The organism is Micromonospora sp. NPDC051196 (assembly GCF_040682415.1).
Lineage (GTDB): Bacteria > Actinomycetota > Actinomycetes > Mycobacteriales > Micromonosporaceae > Micromonospora.
The window spans coordinates 23,741-38,646 of sequence record NZ_JBFBAY010000008.1; the positions used below are offsets into that span (position 1 = coordinate 23,741).

13 protein-coding genes and 1 tRNA gene are annotated in these 14,906 nt (G+C 70.3%); 8 read left to right on the forward strand and 6 right to left on the reverse strand.

Annotation, left to right across the window (positions count from 1 at the left end; genetic code table 11):
- Positions 1–7: 7 nt before the first annotated feature.
- Both AB0M35_RS16965 and AB0M35_RS16970 read right to left on the reverse strand, forming a co-directional pair.
- Positions 8–2,911 (reverse strand): glycosyl hydrolase, encoded by a 2,904-nt coding sequence (locus AB0M35_RS16965; RefSeq protein WP_363746261.1) that lies wholly within the window; start codon positions 2,909–2,911, stop codon positions 8–10.
- A 177-nt stretch (positions 2,912–3,088) separates the two neighbouring features.
- Entirely contained in the window at positions 3,089–3,799 is a 711-nt protein-coding gene (locus AB0M35_RS16970; RefSeq protein ID WP_363746701.1) for a peptidoglycan DD-metalloendopeptidase family protein, read from the reverse strand.
- Positions 3,800–3,975: 176 nt separating this feature from the next.
- Between AB0M35_RS16970 and AB0M35_RS16975 the strand changes: the two genes are divergently transcribed.
- The 4 genes from AB0M35_RS16975 (at position 3,976) to AB0M35_RS16990 (ending at position 5,868) form a co-directional block, all read left to right on the forward strand.
- Entirely contained in the window at positions 3,976–4,317 is a 342-nt protein-coding gene (locus AB0M35_RS16975; protein WP_363746263.1) for a hypothetical protein, read from the forward strand.
- An 87-nt stretch (positions 4,318–4,404) separates the two neighbouring features.
- Positions 4,405–4,572: a hypothetical protein gene (locus tag AB0M35_RS16980; RefSeq protein ID WP_363746265.1), complete on the forward strand. Its 168-nt coding sequence runs from the start codon at positions 4,405–4,407 to the stop codon at positions 4,570–4,572.
- A gap of 128 nt (positions 4,573–4,700) precedes the next feature.
- Positions 4,701–5,228: a tRNA adenosine deaminase-associated protein gene (locus AB0M35_RS16985; RefSeq protein WP_363746267.1), complete on the forward strand. Its 528-nt coding sequence runs from the start codon at positions 4,701–4,703 to the stop codon at positions 5,226–5,228.
- Positions 5,229–5,376: 148 nt separating this feature from the next.
- Complete coding sequence (locus AB0M35_RS16990; RefSeq protein WP_363746703.1) at positions 5,377–5,868, forward strand: nucleoside deaminase; 492 nt, start codon at positions 5,377–5,379, stop codon at positions 5,866–5,868.
- 43 nt (positions 5,869–5,911) lie between these two features.
- On the opposite strand, the gene AB0M35_RS16995 is transcribed toward AB0M35_RS16990, so the two are convergent.
- The 3 genes from AB0M35_RS16995 to deoD all read right to left on the reverse strand — a co-directional run bounded on the left by AB0M35_RS16995 (position 5,912) and on the right by deoD (position 7,834).
- Entirely contained in the window at positions 5,912–6,367 is a 456-nt protein-coding gene (locus tag AB0M35_RS16995) for a thioesterase family protein (protein WP_363746269.1), read from the reverse strand.
- The gene (locus tag AB0M35_RS17000; protein WP_363746271.1) at positions 6,364–7,002 is read right to left on the reverse strand and encodes a TetR/AcrR family transcriptional regulator; all 639 of its coding nucleotides are present in this window, start codon (positions 7,000–7,002) and stop codon (positions 6,364–6,366) included. Before AB0M35_RS17000 ends, AB0M35_RS16995 begins: the two co-directional genes overlap by 4 nt.
- A gap of 124 nt (positions 7,003–7,126) precedes the next feature.
- On the reverse strand, positions 7,127–7,834 hold the full coding sequence (gene deoD, locus AB0M35_RS17005) for a purine-nucleoside phosphorylase (protein ID WP_363746273.1): 708 nt from the start codon (positions 7,832–7,834) through the stop codon (positions 7,127–7,129).
- 75 nt (positions 7,835–7,909) lie between these two features.
- On the opposite strand from deoD, the gene AB0M35_RS17010 reads away from it, so the two are divergent.
- The 4 genes from AB0M35_RS17010 (at position 7,910) to AB0M35_RS17025 (ending at position 13,217) form a co-directional block, all read left to right on the forward strand.
- Positions 7,910–7,996: transfer RNA gene (locus tag AB0M35_RS17010), tRNA-Ser, on the forward strand.
- A gap of 183 nt (positions 7,997–8,179) precedes the next feature.
- A complete protein-coding gene (locus AB0M35_RS17015; protein ID WP_363746275.1) occupies positions 8,180–9,838 on the forward strand; it encodes a hypothetical protein in 1,659 nt (552 codons plus the stop codon).
- A 20-nt stretch (positions 9,839–9,858) separates the two neighbouring features.
- Entirely contained in the window at positions 9,859–11,526 is a 1,668-nt protein-coding gene (locus AB0M35_RS17020) for an FG-GAP-like repeat-containing protein (RefSeq protein WP_363746277.1), read from the forward strand.
- A gap of 53 nt (positions 11,527–11,579) precedes the next feature.
- Positions 11,580–13,217, forward strand: a complete 1,638-nt coding sequence (locus tag AB0M35_RS17025) for a hypothetical protein (protein ID WP_363746279.1) — start codon at positions 11,580–11,582, stop codon at positions 13,215–13,217.
- A gap of 61 nt (positions 13,218–13,278) precedes the next feature.
- Here AB0M35_RS17025 and pruA read toward each other — a convergent pair whose 3' ends face one another.
- Positions 13,279–14,904, reverse strand: coding sequence for an L-glutamate gamma-semialdehyde dehydrogenase (gene pruA, locus AB0M35_RS17030; RefSeq protein ID WP_363746281.1), 1,626 nt, complete (start codon positions 14,902–14,904; stop codon positions 13,279–13,281).
- Positions 14,905–14,906 lie beyond the last annotated feature (2 nt).

Consider the following 14,906-nt stretch of genomic DNA (forward strand, 5'->3'; position numbering starts at 1 on the left):
GTACGGATCAGCTGTACGGCAGCCTGATCACCGAGCGGTTGCCGACCCCGAGGGTGCTGGGGTTGTTACCGATGGCGGACCAGACTTCCACCCGTACGATGCCGCCGCGCAGGTTGCCCAGCGACCCGGTGCTGGAGTGCAGCCCGGCCGCCTGGGTGTAGTGCTCCCAACCGGACACCGGGTCGGTGGCGAAGTACCGGTAGGTCTCCACCCGTTCCCAGCTTCCGTTGCCGGTCAGGTCGTACGAGATGCGGGCCTGCACCCCGTTGCCGACCGCCTGGCCGGCGTCGAGGAAGAAGTCGAACGAGGTCTGCCCGCCGTTGTGGTTGAGGTTGAGCCCGGTCGCGGTGAACACCACCGGGTTGCGTGGCGTGCCGTCGTAGTTGGCGCCGCCGGCACTGGCCACGGTGGTCGTGCCGGCAGCGCCCGCCGCGCCCAGGCCACCGCCCGACAGCAGGTACCGCACCGGCGAACTGGACGGCGGGTCGGTGGGGGTCGGGGTCGGCGTCGGCGTCGGCGTGGGGGTCGGGGTGGGCGTGGGGGTCGGCGGAGGCGTACCTCCACTGCCGCTGCCGCCGCTCCAGGTGTGCGCACCGCTGGTGGTGGTCCGGCCCGGCGCCACCGACAGTTGCGTACCGTCGGAGAACCGTACGGTCAGCGTGGTGCCGGAAACGTTGCTGGCCACGTACGTCCGGGCACCGTTGCGGTTGAAGACGGCGGCCAGCGGATGGTCCGCGGTGATCGCGGTGTCCACCCGGCCCAGCGCGGCCAGGTTGCGCACCCAGTGGAAGGTGTGCGCCCGACTCTCGCCCTCCTCCGGCGTGTAGCCGGGATTGGCACGTAGCTTGGCCAGGGCGGCGTCGGCGTCGCCGAGGGCTAGGTGCTGCCAGTGGATGTCCTGCCACACGGTCGGTTCGCCGCCGTTGTTGCGGACCAGTTCGGCGTACTTGAGCGCGTTGTCGTTCGGGTGGTAGCCCAGGTAGAGGTGCCCGCCGGTGATCGGCAGCAGATTGATGCCCTGGATCATCTCCGGCTCGGCGCTGAACCAGGTGGCGTACGCCCCGCCGTCACCCCAGACCATGCCGACGTTGTTGTGGCCGAACGCGGCGGGAAAGTTCTCGCCGGTGACGTCGAACCAGTACTCGTGGATCGCCGCGGCCTGGGTGGTGTAGATGAAGATGCCGGCGTCACGTACGGCGGTGTTGCCGGTGACCTGTCCCCACTGGATCAGGGCGTTGGCGAAGTTCATCCCCTCCGACGAGGACTCCTGGTTGTTGCCGCTGGCGAACGCGCCGTGCCCGGAGGCCCAGTCGTGCCCGGCGTAGATGTCGAAGTCACGCAGGTACGGGAAGCGGCTGTCGGCCCGGTCGTAGTTGTTGGCGTCCCGGATGAGCAGGTCGATCATGCCGCCGTACTGGTCCTGGCGGGCCCACGCCGGGTCGAACCGGGCCAGCGTCGCGGCGGCGGCGATGTAGTAGCCGTAGTGGAAGTGGTGGTCGTTGAGCTCCTGGTCGGAGCCGTACGAGGCGGGATAGCCGATCAGCGTGCCCCAGCGCTGGTCGTAGTAGAACAGCCGCTCGGTCTCGCCGGCCGAGGCGGTGAGCCAGTCGGTGAGGGTGGCGCGGATGGCGTTCAGCGCGGCCGTCCGGGTCTCGGTGTCGCCGACCTGGTCGGCGATCTCGGCGATCCGGGCCGCCCGGCCCAGCCCCTTGCCGGTCCAGTAGGTGTCCCCACCGCGCTGGTCCATCGGGTTGGCGCGGGTCGCCGCCAGATGCTGACGCAGCGTGGTCAGGTCGGCGCCGGCCCCGGTGGCGACGGCGGGCACCTCGGGCAGTACGCCGTGGAAACGCATCGAGGTGCGGAACTCGGCGACCCCGGTGAGCACCTTCATCCGACCACGGGGCGACGGGTAGGTCTGCGTGATCGGGGTGGCCCCGGTCAGCGCCTTCCACTGGTGCGGGTAGAGGCTGACCACCGTGCGAGTCTCGGTGCCCTCCCGAGGCGTGGTGGTGAAGGTGTAGCGGGTTTCCACCTGACTGGTGGCCTGGTTGTAGCTGTAGCCCACCCGAGTGCCGGTGACGTGCGCGTGTGCGTAGCGGCCGTAGGTGGTGGCGAGTTGGGCGCGGGCGGTGCCGTCGGCGCTGGCCGGGAGTAGGGCCAGGGAGAAGTAGCCCCGCCCGGCGAGGTTGGAGCTGATCCGTCCGCCACTGACGGTCCAGGTCGCGCCGGTGGGTGCGTACGCGACGTAGTCGTGGCCGCGGACGGTGAAGCCGATGGTGGCGCCGCTGTTGGACCAGACCGTCGGGCTGCCACCGGTCACGTTGATCAACGCGTCCCCGCCGGTGCTGCGGAAGTACGTGAACGGCAGGCCGTGGCCGATGGTGGCTCGCAGGGTGCGCGACCCGTCACTCCAGTACGGGGTGACCGTCCAGTCCGTCCAGTCGTCCACCAGGACGTTGGGGGCGCCCAACCCGGCCACTCCGACCCGGAGGTCCTCGACGTAGGGGTACTTGAATTCGCCGACCCCGGTGGCGGTGCCGGTGATGGTGGCGGTGGAGGTGGCGGAGAAGCCGAGTCCGTCGGTGACCGGCTGGTAGGCGACCGGGTGGGCGTGCAGCGGCTCGCTGAAGGTGCAGTTGAGGCGCTTCCACAGCAGCGAGGACCACCAGTCGTTGGTCGGCACCGGCCCGGCCGGCGCGGCTGCGGTGGCGTACTGCCGGGGGTTGGTGGCGATGTTTCCGCAGCCGCCGGGGAGCGGGCCGACGGGGGTGGTGGTGTAGCTGCCGGCGCCGACCGGCGCGGCCTGCGCGGCGGAGGTGGCGATGACGGCCAGCCCGCCGAGGACGAGAGCCGCGGCGGCGGTGGCGGCCAGGAGTCGGTGGTGGGTGCGGTGTGGGACGGGAGGTCGCATCTTTCCTCCATCGCGTCGATCCGGCAGTGACCGGTGGGCGCGTTTCGTCGTCAATGTGAGTTTAGGTAGCTGAGAGAGCGCTCTCTTCGTGTTATGCGGACGGTAGTTCACGAACAAGACGTCCGTCAATGTTGCGAAGTGATGACGTGCGAATCACGCCGGACGCGACGCTTCGGTTCAGCGTCCCGGTGGTTTCGCCGGACAGCCGTGTCGGCGGTGCCAGGCGGCGACCTCCGCCGCCGGCGCGCGATTGCCACCCTTGCGCCACGAATCCAGGTACGGCGCCGGCCAGACCACCCCTCGGCGGATCCACCAGCCGTCCTCGCCCAGGCACGGCGGAGAGATGCCGAAGTGCAGATGACAGACGTTGTTGGCGTTTCCCGTCCGGCCCACGGTGCCGAGTTGCTGACCGGCCCGCACCCGCACGCCGGGTTCGATGCCCACGGCGACCTCGGTCAGGTGTGAGCCGTAGTAGCGGACGCCGTCGTCGCCGAGCACCGACACCGACAGACCGCCGTTGTACGGGCCCTGTGTGCCCCGCTTGTCGTACCGGTCCCGGCGGCTGACCTCGCCGACCGTGCCGTCGGTGACCGCCACGAACGGCTCGCCGCAGTCGGCGAAGATGTCCGTGCCCGGGTACCCGGAGTGGGTCGGGTGGTAGTCGACCTTCCGGGCGCGTACCGGAAAGACGTGCGGTAGCCGGTCCCGAGTCGGTGTGGCGGTCGGTGCCGGTTGGTCGGCGCTGTCCGCGCCGGCGGTCGGTGCGGCGCTGGACCCCCCCGGACCGGACGGTGCGGTCGGGCTGGTCGAGGCGGTCGCGCTGGTCGGGCTGCCGGCCGGCTCGGCCCACGTGGGCCCGGCGCCGGTCCCGCAGCCGACGGCGAGCATCGGCGCGAGCAGCAGCACCGCGTACGGCAGGCGTCGTCCGGTCAGCGAAACCACCGGGCCATCCTGACAGACCACGCCTCGTTCGACCGGGCCGCGTGCGCCGCCGGCCGACCGGCAGCGGTCGAGCCGGTACGGTGAGCAGTACCACCGACCAAGCGTGGGAGGAGTGGCCAGCGATGATGCCGTACAGCCCGTCGGGTCTCTTCCCAGCCGGACGCCCTCCTCGTCCCACCTACCGCGAGCCGAACCCGGTCAGCGGCGCCTCCGTCGCCGCCGGAGCCGCCGGTACGGCCGCCTGGTTGGTCATCTTCGGGCTGCTCGGCCGCAGCCTCACCGGGTACGCCTGGTGGACCCTGATCGCCGGAGCGCTGGCCTGGCTGGCGGCTCTGGTGCTGGTCCGGTACGGCGACCGGGGAGTGGCCACCGGCATCGCCATCGTCACCGCCGGAGGGTGGAGCATCGCCGCCGCCGCGGTGGCCGCCCGGTGGTGGAGCAGTGGAGATTGGCCGCTCTGGTGATTCCTGCCGACATCGAGTGCGTTGCGTCGTCGTGCAGGCACTGAAACCCATCTTGACTGTGCCGCCAGGACTCGGCACTCTCCCGGTATGGCCTGGACCACTCCGCGGCTCGATCCGGATCGCAGCCGTCGCCGAATTCAGCTGCTCGCGCAGTTGGCGGACGCCCGCGCGGTACGCGAACGAGAACGGCCACAGCGGGTGCGCACCGAGCGACTGCGTCAGCTCATCGCCACCCGCCGCCGGCTCGCCGGCTGAGCGGTTCAGATACTTCCCCAGGAATGACCGGCCCTTCGGGGCGTTGACCGGTCGCCTGCCGGCCCGACCGGCTAACGTGCACGCGTAACGGCCGGCGTGAGCTGTGCCAAGGGCTACTTGGGGGGACCGTGTCGTACTTCGCTGCGGCCGTGGTACGCGAAAAGGGCGGCTGGACGGCCGCCGAGTTGAGTCTGCGGGGTGCCACCGACGTCGACGAGGTCGCCGAACGGCTGCGCGACGTCGCTCCCGACGCCGACCTGTCGCTGCTGTTCGTCGAGGCGGACGACACCTACCTCGTCATCCTGCGCCTCGACGAAGGCGAGGACCTGCGGGTCTTCGGCTCGGACTCGGCCTTCGCCGAGGAGTCCCGGCTGGGCGCCCTGCTGGTCGGTGACCTGAAGGCTTCGGTCACCGGGCTGGATGACACCGAGGCGGCGAATCCGGCGCCGACCAGCGGCGACGACAACGAGCAGCCGGCCGTCGACCCGGAGGCCGACCCGGTGGGCGAGGCGGACCTCCTGGCCGACCTGGGCATCCCCGCGCAGCGGCTGCTCGCCCTCTGCGCCCACGAGGGAATGATGCCGGCCGACGTCACCGCCGAGGTCTGCCTGGTGCTGGGCTGCGTCGACGACGTCGAGGAGTTGCGTGAGGTCTGACCCGGCCGGTGGTGCCGGATCGGCTGGGGCCCTGCCTCCGGGCGGTGGCGAGCCGGCCGACGCGACCGATCCGGCGTTGGAGACGGTCCGGGCCGGGCAGCCCACGCCGGGTGCGGTCGGACGAGCGGGTCCGGGAGCGGATGAGGGCCTGGCGGATCTGAGCGGCACCGGTCGCCGGCAGCGACACGAACTCTGGATGCGCCGCGCCCTGGAGGTCGCGGTCACCGGTCCGGACGTTCCCGACCCGTCCCCGCAGGCCGACGACGTGCCGGTGGGTGCGGTGCTCTACGGCCCGGACGGCAGCGAGCTGGCGATCGGCCGCAACGAGCGGGAACTGACCGGTGACCCGACCGCGCACGCCGAGGTGCTGGCGCTGCGGCGGGGCGCCGAACGGCTGGGCCGCCGGCGGTTGGACGGCTGCACCCTGGTGGTCACCCTGGAGCCCTGCACCATGTGCGCGGGCGCGCTGGTGCTGTCCCGGGTGTCCACCGTGGTCTTCGGCGCCTGGGAACCGAAGACGGGCGCCGCCGGCTCGCTCTGGGACGTCCTGCGCGACCGCCGCCTCAACCATCGCCCCGAGGTGTACGGCGGCGTCCTGGCCACCGAGACCGGCACCGTCATGCGCGCCTTCTTCCGCTGACGCCGCTTTGGCCGTCGTCGCAGCCGGTCGGGTGTAGCGGTCGTCAGGCGGGGCGCAGCAGCGTGCTGGCGATGCCTCGGGCGGTGTCCGTCCAAGGCGCCGGGCGCAGGGTCGCCGGGTCCAGCCGGACGACGGTCCGCCGCCCCTCGGCGTACACCGTCGTGCCGTCGACCGAGTGGAACCGGAAGGCGTAGACGGCGCTGCTGGTGCCCAGGTGGTCCAGCCAGAAGTGCACGCCGACCGGGCCGGTGCCGGTGATCGGCGTCCGGTAGCTGATGGCGAACTCGCGGACCGCGTGGAACACGTCGGGGGTGGTGGCCTGCCCGTTGCGCAACGCGACCCCGTTGGCGGACCAGTAGGCGGTCAGCGCCCGTTCCAGCAGCACCGCGTACCGCGCGTTGTGCAGGATGCCCATGGCGTCGAGGTCGTCGAAGTGCACCATGGCGTGCTCGAGATGGCCGTACTCGACGGCGGCGGGATCGGCGACGGCGTTGCTCATGACGGGCCTTCCGGTAGCAGGGTGGGATCGGGGCTGAGGCCCCGGAGCCGGTCCAGCACGCTCCGGCGGGCGTGCCGGTAGGTGCTTTCCGGATCGAACAGGCGCGAGCGCATCGCGGCGGCGATCCCGAACGAATCGATCTCGTACGCCAGCAGTGCCACGTCCACCTCGGCAGGGAGCTCGCCCAGCTCGACCGCCTCGCGGACGAGTCGTTCCAGGAACGCCGTCCAGTCGGCGAGAACGGTGGCGAGGCGATCGTGGACCGCACCCGGCCGGGCGTTGAACTCGAACTCGGTGGTGCCGAAGAAACAGCCACCGGGCAGCACCCGGGTGGCGTAGAAGTCGATCCGGGCCTCGTGCAGGGCGTGGATGCGGCGTACGCCCCGGGGTGCGCGTAGGGCCGGAGCGATGATCAGCTCCTGCCACTGCGCCACGGCCCGGTCGATTGTGGCGAGCTGGAGCGCCTCCTTGGAACGCCAGTGCGCGAAGATGCCGGACTTGCTGACCCCGAGGGAGTCGGCGAGATGCCCGAGCGACAGCCCGTCGAGGCCGCTTTCGGAGGCCAGGCTGACGGCGGCATCCAGCACTGCGGTGCGGGTGCGCTCACCCCGGGCGAGGCGGCCGTCGACGGTCATGCCTGCCACCGTACTAAATAAAACCGACCGGTCGTATTTATTTATCGGTGACGGCCGTCACCCCTCGACACGAAAGCGTCCCGCCACCGGCGATGCGGTGACGGGACGCTGGTGGGTGCGCGCTTCAGGTGACGATCGTGTCCAGGGCGATCTCGACCATCTGGCCGAAGGTCTGCTCCCGCTCCTGCGAGGTGGTCTTCTCGCCGGTCTTGATGTGGTCGCTGACGGTCAGCAGCGTCAACGCCCGAGCCTTGAACCGGGCGGCGATGGTGTAGAGCGCGGCCGACTCCATCTCCACCGCCAACACCCCGTAGTCGGCCAGCCGGTCGTAAAGGTCCGGCCGGTCGGTGTAGAAGGCGTCCGCAGCCAGGATCGGCCCGACCCGCATCGCGATGCCGCGCCGCTCGGCCACCTCGACCGAGGTACGCAGCAGCCCGAAATCGGCGACCGGGGCGTAGTCGATCAGCCCGTCGAAGCGCACCCGGTTCATGTTCGAGTCCGTGGACGACCCGATCGCCGCGATCACGTCCCGCAGCTGCAGATCCTCGGACAACGCGCCACACGAGCCGACCCGGATCAGCGACTTCACGCCGTACTCGTTGACCAGCTCGTGGGCGTAGATCGAGGCGGACGGCATGCCCATCCCGGACCCCTGCACGGAGACCTCGACCCCGTTCCAGCGGCCGGTGAAGCCCAGCATCCCCCGGACCGTCGAGTAGCAGTTCGCGCCTTCGAGGTAGGTCTCCGCGATCCACTTGGCCCGCAGGGGGTCACCCGGCATCAGGACCCGCTCGGCGATCTCGCCCGGCTTCGCGCCGATGTGCGTACTCATGGCAGTGATCCTGCCAGGCCGGGTGGCCGGGGACCGGTTCGGCGTCCGAGCCGGGAGTCCTGTAGCCTACTCGGCGGTGGCGTGTCCGAGTGGCCTAAGGAGCACGCCTCGAAAGCGTGTGAGGGTTTACGCCCTCCGCGGGTTCAAATCCCGCCGCCACCGCTCATGAAGTGCGAGAACGCCCGGTCGATCCGTGAGGATCGCACCGGGCGTTCTGCTGTTTCCCGGGCTGCGCCCATGACCGGTTTCTGGCTGTACAGGCCGCGACGTCTGGCCGGACGGATATGGCTATTGATCTACGTATCCCTATGATGTGGGAGCGACTACGGGGATGCGGGGTTTTCGATGCGACGCAGGCTTGCCGGGCTGACGGTTCTGACGATTCTGGCCGGGCTGGCGGTGAGTGCTCCCGCCCAGGCCGCCGACGAGTTCCGGACCATCACCCGGGACGGACTGATCATGCAGTACCACCGGGTGGCGAAGGCGGTCACGCCGGTGAAGGGGTCCGGGGCGACCCGCTCCGACTTCGACGGCGACGGGGTCGACGACATCGCGGCCTCGGCCGGCTGGCTCAACCACAGCCTGCCGCACTATCCGACGGGCGTGGTGGTGGTGCGCTACTCGTCTGCGCCGCACGTCGACTACTTCATCGGCACGGGGGTGGACAACATCTCCAGCTTCGGCATCGCGCTGGTGGCCGGTGACTTCAACGGTGACGGCTACGACGACCTGGCGATCGGTGACGCCGACGAGGCCGACACCCGGAAGAACAATGCGCATGGCGGCGGTGTCTGGATCATCCCAGGCAGTCGCACCGGCCTGGTGGTCGACTCGACCAAGCACTTCAACCAGAGTTCCCCCGGGGTACCCGGCGAGTCGGAGGACCGGGACGCGTTCGGCGCCTCGCTGGCGGCCGGTGACATCAACGGCGACGGACGGGACGACCTCGCGATCGGTGCCTTCAAGGAGGCGATCGGCAGTGTCAAGGAGGCCGGTGCGGTCACCATCCTGTACGGCGGAAGTGGCGGTCTGACCGGTACCGGCGCCCAGCAGTTGCACCAGAACCAGGCGGCGGTGCCGGGATCGGCCGAACGTCGTGATCATTTCGGCATGTCGCTGGCCATCGGCAAGGTCAACAACAACAAGTACGCCGACCTGGTCATCGGCGCGCCGCACGAGAACGACGGCAGCGGCGCCAACGGCAGCGGCATAGTGACCCTGATGTGGGGTTCGGCGAGCGGGGTGAAGCTCAGCGGGGCGACCTCGGTCACCGGCGCGGGGGTGTACCAGGCGACCGGGCGCAAGGACACGATCGCCTGGTACCTGGGCATGTCGCTGGCGATCGGTGACGTGAACGGTGACGGGTTGGGCGAGGTCATCGCCGGGGCACCGAACGCGCAGACCCCGCACGTCGACGGTGGTCTGATCGCGGTCTTCACCGGCCGTACCGGCGGCGCGGGGCTGTCCGGCAAGGCCGTGAAGATCATCACGCAGCGTACGACCGGGGTGCCGGGCTCACCGGAAAGTGGTGACCGGTTCGGCGCGACGCTGGCGGCCGGTGACGTGACCGGCGACGGTCGGGCGGACGTGCTGGTCGGTGCACACACCGAGGCGATCGGTACGAAGGCCGAGGCTGGCATGATCACCCTGCTCAAGGGCTCGTCGTCCGGGTTGACCGGCAAGGGCGCGCAGGGGTTCGACCAGAACCACTCGGTCGTTCCGGGTGGAGCCGAGCGCGGTGACCGGTTCGGCGGCTCGGTAGCGCTGTTGAACCTCAACGGCAAGGGTCCACTGGACGCCATCGTGGGGTCGACCAGGGAGGAGGTCGCCGGGGATATTCCCGGATACCCCTCCGCGACGTTGTCCCGGTTCCACGGTTCCTCCAGCGGGATCGTCGCGCAGTCCGGTTCGTGGAGCGGGCGTGCCCTGAACACCAACCGTCTGGAGTTGCTGGAGTACGGCTGGCGGATCGCCGGGCCGCAGAGCAGCGGACCGTGGTACTGAGCAGGGGAACGGGGGCGCTGATGCGGCGCAGGCTTGCCGGAGTGTCGGTGTTGGCGGTTGCGGCGAGCCTGATGGTGAGTCCTCCTGCACAGGCGGCGGCGGAGGAGTTCCGGACGATCACCCGGGAGGATGTGATCCTCCAGTACCACCGGGTGCCGAAGCCGGTCACCCCGGTGAAGGGGACCGGACCGACCCGCTCCGACTTCGACGGTGACGGGGTCGACGACATCGCGGCTGCCAGTGGCTCAACGCACGAGCGACTGGCACACCATTCGACCGGGATCGTGGTGGTGCGCTACTCGTCCGCACCGCACGTCGACTACTTCGCGGGTGTGCTCTCGTCGGATGGCGGCTGTGGCTGCTTCGGTATGGCCCTGGTGGCCGGCGACTTCAACGGCGACGGCTACGACGACCTGGCCATCGGCGACTCGGATGAGGTCGATCCGGGCAACAAGACCCATGCCGGTGGGGTGTGGGTGATTCCGGGTAGCCGCAACGGTCTGGTGGTCGACTCGACGCAGCACTTCAACCAGAGCAGCCCTGGGGTGCCCGGTGCGGCGGAGGACTACGACTGGTTCGGCGCGGCGCTGGCGGCCGGTGACATCAACGGCGACGGCCGCGACGATCTGGCGATCGGGGCGCACGGCGAGTCGATCGGCAAGCTCAAGGAGGCCGGTGCGGTCACCGTCCTGTATGGCGGGGTGTACGGCCTGCGGACCACGGGTGCGCAGCAACTGCACCAGAATCTCGCCGCCGTGCCGGGTGCCGCCGAGCGCCGTGACCACTTCGGCTGGACGCTGGCGATCGGCAAGGTGAACGAGAACAAGTACGCCGATCTGGTCATCGGTGCTCCACAGGAGAATGACGGTACGTCCTGGAACGGCAGCGGCATGGTGACCCTGATGTGGGGTTCCGCCAACGGGGTGAAGCTCAGCGGCGCCACCTCGGTCACCGGCGCGGGGGTTTACCATGCGACCGGCCGCGAGGACACCATCGCCTGGTATCTCGGGATGTCGTTGGCGATCGGTGACGTGAACGGCGACGGGCTGGGCGAGGTGATCGCCGGGGCGCCCGGTGCCCAGACCCCGCACCTCAACGGTGGTCTGATCGCGGCCTTCACCGGTCGTTCCGGTGGCGCGGGGCTGTCCGGCAAAGCTGTGAAGATCATCACCCAGCGCACGGCCGGTGTTCCGGGCAGCCCGGAGCAGGAGGACCGGTTCGGTGCGGCGCTCGCGGTGGGTGACGTGACCGGCGACGGTCGGGCCGACGTGCTTGTGGGTGCGCCCGGTGAGGCGATCGGCAAGAAGACCGAGGCGGGCACGATTGCCCTGCTCAAGGGCTCTGCCTCCGGGCTGACCGGTACCGGGGCCCAGGGGTTCGACCAGGACCACGCGGTGGTGCCGGGCGGTGCGGAGCGTGGTGACCAGTTCGGCGCTTCGGTCGCCATCCTCAACCTCGACGGCAAGGGCCCACTGGATGCGATCGTGGCATCGACGGGTGAGGAAGTCGCCGGTGACCAGGCCGGGTACCCTTCCGGCACGTTGTCGCGGTTCCACGGTGCCTCGGGCGGTCTCGTGCCGCAGGCGGGCTCCTGGAGTGGTGCGTCGCTGCGCACCGACCGAATCTGGCCGCAGTGGTACGGCGCTCGGATCGCCGGCCCGGTCAGTGGCGGCCCACGATACTTCTGATCACCTGAAAGCGGGGGTTCTTGATGCGGCGAACTGTCGCAGGACTGTCCACGTTGGCAATTGCCACCGGTCTGGCGGTGAGTGTGCCCGCCCCGGCGGCAGCGAATGAGCATCGGACGGTCACCCGGGACGGGATCGTCCTTCAGCACTACCGGGTGGCGAAGGCGACCACCCCGGTCAAGGGAACCGGGCCGACCCGGTCCGACTTCGACGGTGACGGCGTCGACGACATCGCCGCCTCCGCCGACCCTTCCGAGCACCGCTTCCCGCAGACCCCGATGGGTCTGGTGGTGGTCCGCTACTCCTCCGCACCGTACGTGGACTACTACGCGACAGCGGTCACGCCGGCCGGCGGTGAGCCCGCCTTCGGTGAGGTTCTCGCTGCCGGGGACTTCAACGGTGACGGCTACGACGACTTGGCCGTCGGCGACCACGGTGAGTACGACCTGAGCGCGAAGGTGAACGCCGGAGGGGTCTGGGTGATCCCCGGCAGCAGCACCGGTTTGCGGATCGACGGGGCGAAGCATTTCACCCAGAGCACCTCGGGAGTGCCGGGCGCCTCCGAGCAGGGAGACTGGTTCGGCTCGGCGCTGGCGGCCGGTGACATCAACGGTGACGGCCGCGACGACCTGGCGGTCGGGGCGTACGGCGAGGCGATCGGCGAGCTCACCTACGCCGGTGCGGTCACCGTCCTGTACGGCGGGACCAGCGGACTGACCGGCACCGGTGCGCAGCAGTTGCACCAGAACCAGGCCGCCGTGCCGGGTTCCGCCGAGCGCAACGACCACTTCGGCTGGACCCTGGCGATCGGCAAGGTGAACGACAACAAGTACGCCGACCTGGTCATCGGCGCACCCGGGGAGAACGAGAACAGTTCGCCGACCGGCAGCGGCATGCTCACGCTGATGTGGGGCTCGGCGAACGGCGTGAAGCTCAGCGGCGCCACCTCGGTCACCGGGGCGGCGTTGCGCAAGGCGACCGGTCGTGACGACAGCTACGTGCGGGGCCTCGGCATGGCGCTGGCCATCGGGGACGTCAACGGCGACAAACTGGGCGAGGTGATCGCCGGGGCGCCGTACACGCAGTCCCCGAAGGGCAACGAGGGCATGGTCGCGGTCTTCACCGGTCGTACCGGTGGCGCCGGCCTGTCCAGCAGCGCGGCGAAGATGTTCAGCCAGCGTACGCCCGGGGTGCCTGGCTCGGCGGAGGTCGGTGACCTGTTCGGTGCGACCCTCGCGGTCGGTGACGTGACCGGCGACGGTCGGGCCGACGTGCTGGTGGGTGCGCCCGGTGAGGCGATCGGTACGAAGAAGCGGGCGGGCACGGTAGCCCTGCTCAAGGGGTCCGCCTCCGGGCTGACCGGCACCGGCGCCCAGGGCTTCGACCAGGACCACCCGGTTGTGCCGGGTGGGGCCGAGAGCAACGACCAGTTCGGCGGCGAGGTGGCCATCCTCAACCTCGACGGCAAGGGCCCGCTGGACGCGATCGTGGCCTCGCCCGGGGAACTGGTCGGCGCGGACCCGGAGCGGCCCGCATCCGGGTCGGTCGCCCTGTTCCACGGTGGTTCCGGTGGGTTGGTTCCGCAGTCCGCCTCGTGGAGTGGTGCGAGTATGCGCACCGACTTCGTCTGGCCCAAGTGGTACGGCCGTCGCCTGGCCACCGCGCAGTCCGGCGGCCTGATGTACCACTGATCTGCGCCCCGATCGCCCCCGCCACCGCCTGCGCAGCAGGGGATGGCGGGGGCGACGGCGTTCAGGCCATGTGCGGGTAGCGGTGGTCCGTCGCCGGCACGAAGGTCTCCTTGATGGTGCGGGCGCTGGTCCAGCGCAGCAGGTTCTGGGCGGAACCGGCCTTGTCGTTGGTGCCGCTGGCCCGCCCGCCACCGAAGGGCTGCTGGCCGACCACCGCCCCGGTGGGCTTGTCGTTGACGTAGAAGTTCCCGGCCGCGAAGCGCAGCACCTGCGCGGCGTGCGCGATGGCCGCGCGGTCCTGCGCGATGATCGAGCCGGTCAGCGCGTACGCGGAGACGGACTCCAGTTGGGCCAGCGTCGCCTCGTACGCCTCGTCCTCGTAGACGTGCACCGCGAGGATCGGCCCGAAGTACTCGGTCGTGAAGACCTCGTCGGTCGGGTCGGTGCACTCGATGATCGTGGGCCGGACGAACCAGCCTTCGCTATCGTCGTACCCACCACCGGCGAGGATCTCGCAGCTGGCGGTGGCGCGGGCCCGCTCGATCGCGACGGCGTGCCGGGCGAAGGCCCGCCCGTCGATGACCGCCCCCATGAAGTGGGACAGGTCGGTGACGTCGCCCATGGTCAGCGACTCCACCTCGGCGATCAGGTCCTCGCGCAGCTGGGGCCAGAGGGAGCGGGGCACGTACGCCCGGGAGGCGGCCGAGCACTTCTGCCCCTGGAACTCGAACGCCCCCCGGATCATGGCGGTACGCAGCACGTCGACATCCGCCGACGGGTGGGCGACGATGAAGTCCTTGCCGCCGGTCTCGCCGACGATCCGCGGATAGCTGCGGTAGCTGCCGATCCGCTCGCCGACCGTGCGCCACAGGTGCTGGAAGGTGGCGGTCGAGCCGGTGAAGTGGATGCCGGCCAGCTCCGGGTCGGCGAGCGCGACGTCGGAGACGGCGAGACCGTCACCGGTCACCATGTTGATGACCCCGGGCGGCAGACCGGCCGCCTCCAGCAGGCGCATCGTCCACCACGCGGCCAACTGCTGAGTCGGCGACGGCTTCCACACCACCGTGTTGCCCATCAGGGCAGGCGCGGTGGGCAGGTTTCCGGCGATGGCGGTGAAGTTGAACGGCGTGATCGCGTAGACGAAGCCCTCCAGCGGCCGGTGGTCGACGCGGTTCCACACGCCGGGCGAGGACTGTGGCTGCTCGGTGCGGATCTGCCGGGCGAAGTGCACGTTGAAGCGCCAGAAGTCGATCAGCTCGCAGGCCGAGTCGATCTCCGCCTGGAACGCCGTCTTCGACTGGCCCAGCATGGTGGCCGCGTTCAGCGTCTGCCGCCACGGCCCGGCGAGCAGGTCGGCGGCCTTGAGGAAGACCGCCGCCCGCTCGTCGAAGGAGAGCGCCCGCCAGTCACCGGCGGCCTGCTTCGCCGCGTCGACCGCAGCTCGGGCGTCGTCGTGGGTGGCGTTGCCGAGGGTGCCGAGGACGTGGCGGTGGCGGTGCGGCTGGACGATGTCGATCCGGTCGCCGCCGCCGATGCGGCGTCGACCATCGATGGTCATGTCCAGTTCGAACCGCTGGCCGGCGAGTTCGCCCAGCTTCGCGGTCAGCCCGGTGCGTTCCGGGCTGCCCGGCGCGTACGAGAGGTTCGGCTCGTTGACCGGTGCAGGGGTGGTGGTGACGGCGTCCATCA

Coding starts and splice junctions, on each gene's coding strand:
- AB0M35_RS16965 (WP_363746261.1), bottom strand. CDS start 2,911: ATGCGACCTCCCGTCCCACACCGCACCCACCACCGACTCCTGGCCGCC.
- AB0M35_RS16970 (WP_363746701.1), bottom strand. CDS start 3,799: ATGCTCGCCGTCGGCTGCGGGACCGGCGCCGGGCCCACGTGGGCCGAG.
- AB0M35_RS16975 (WP_363746263.1), top strand. CDS start 3,976: ATGATGCCGTACAGCCCGTCGGGTCTCTTCCCAGCCGGACGCCCTCCT.
- AB0M35_RS16980 (WP_363746265.1), top strand. CDS start 4,405: ATGGCCTGGACCACTCCGCGGCTCGATCCGGATCGCAGCCGTCGCCGA.
- AB0M35_RS16995 (WP_363746269.1), bottom strand. CDS start 6,367: ATGAGCAACGCCGTCGCCGATCCCGCCGCCGTCGAGTACGGCCATCTC.
- AB0M35_RS17000 (WP_363746271.1), bottom strand. CDS start 7,002: ATGACCGTCGACGGCCGCCTCGCCCGGGGTGAGCGCACCCGCACCGCA.
- deoD (WP_363746273.1), bottom strand. CDS start 7,834: ATGAGTACGCACATCGGCGCGAAGCCGGGCGAGATCGCCGAGCGGGTC.
- AB0M35_RS17015 (WP_363746275.1), top strand. CDS start 8,180: ATGCGACGCAGGCTTGCCGGGCTGACGGTTCTGACGATTCTGGCCGGG.
- AB0M35_RS17020 (WP_363746277.1), top strand. CDS start 9,859: ATGCGGCGCAGGCTTGCCGGAGTGTCGGTGTTGGCGGTTGCGGCGAGC.
- pruA (WP_363746281.1), bottom strand. CDS start 14,904: ATGGACGCCGTCACCACCACCCCTGCACCGGTCAACGAGCCGAACCTC.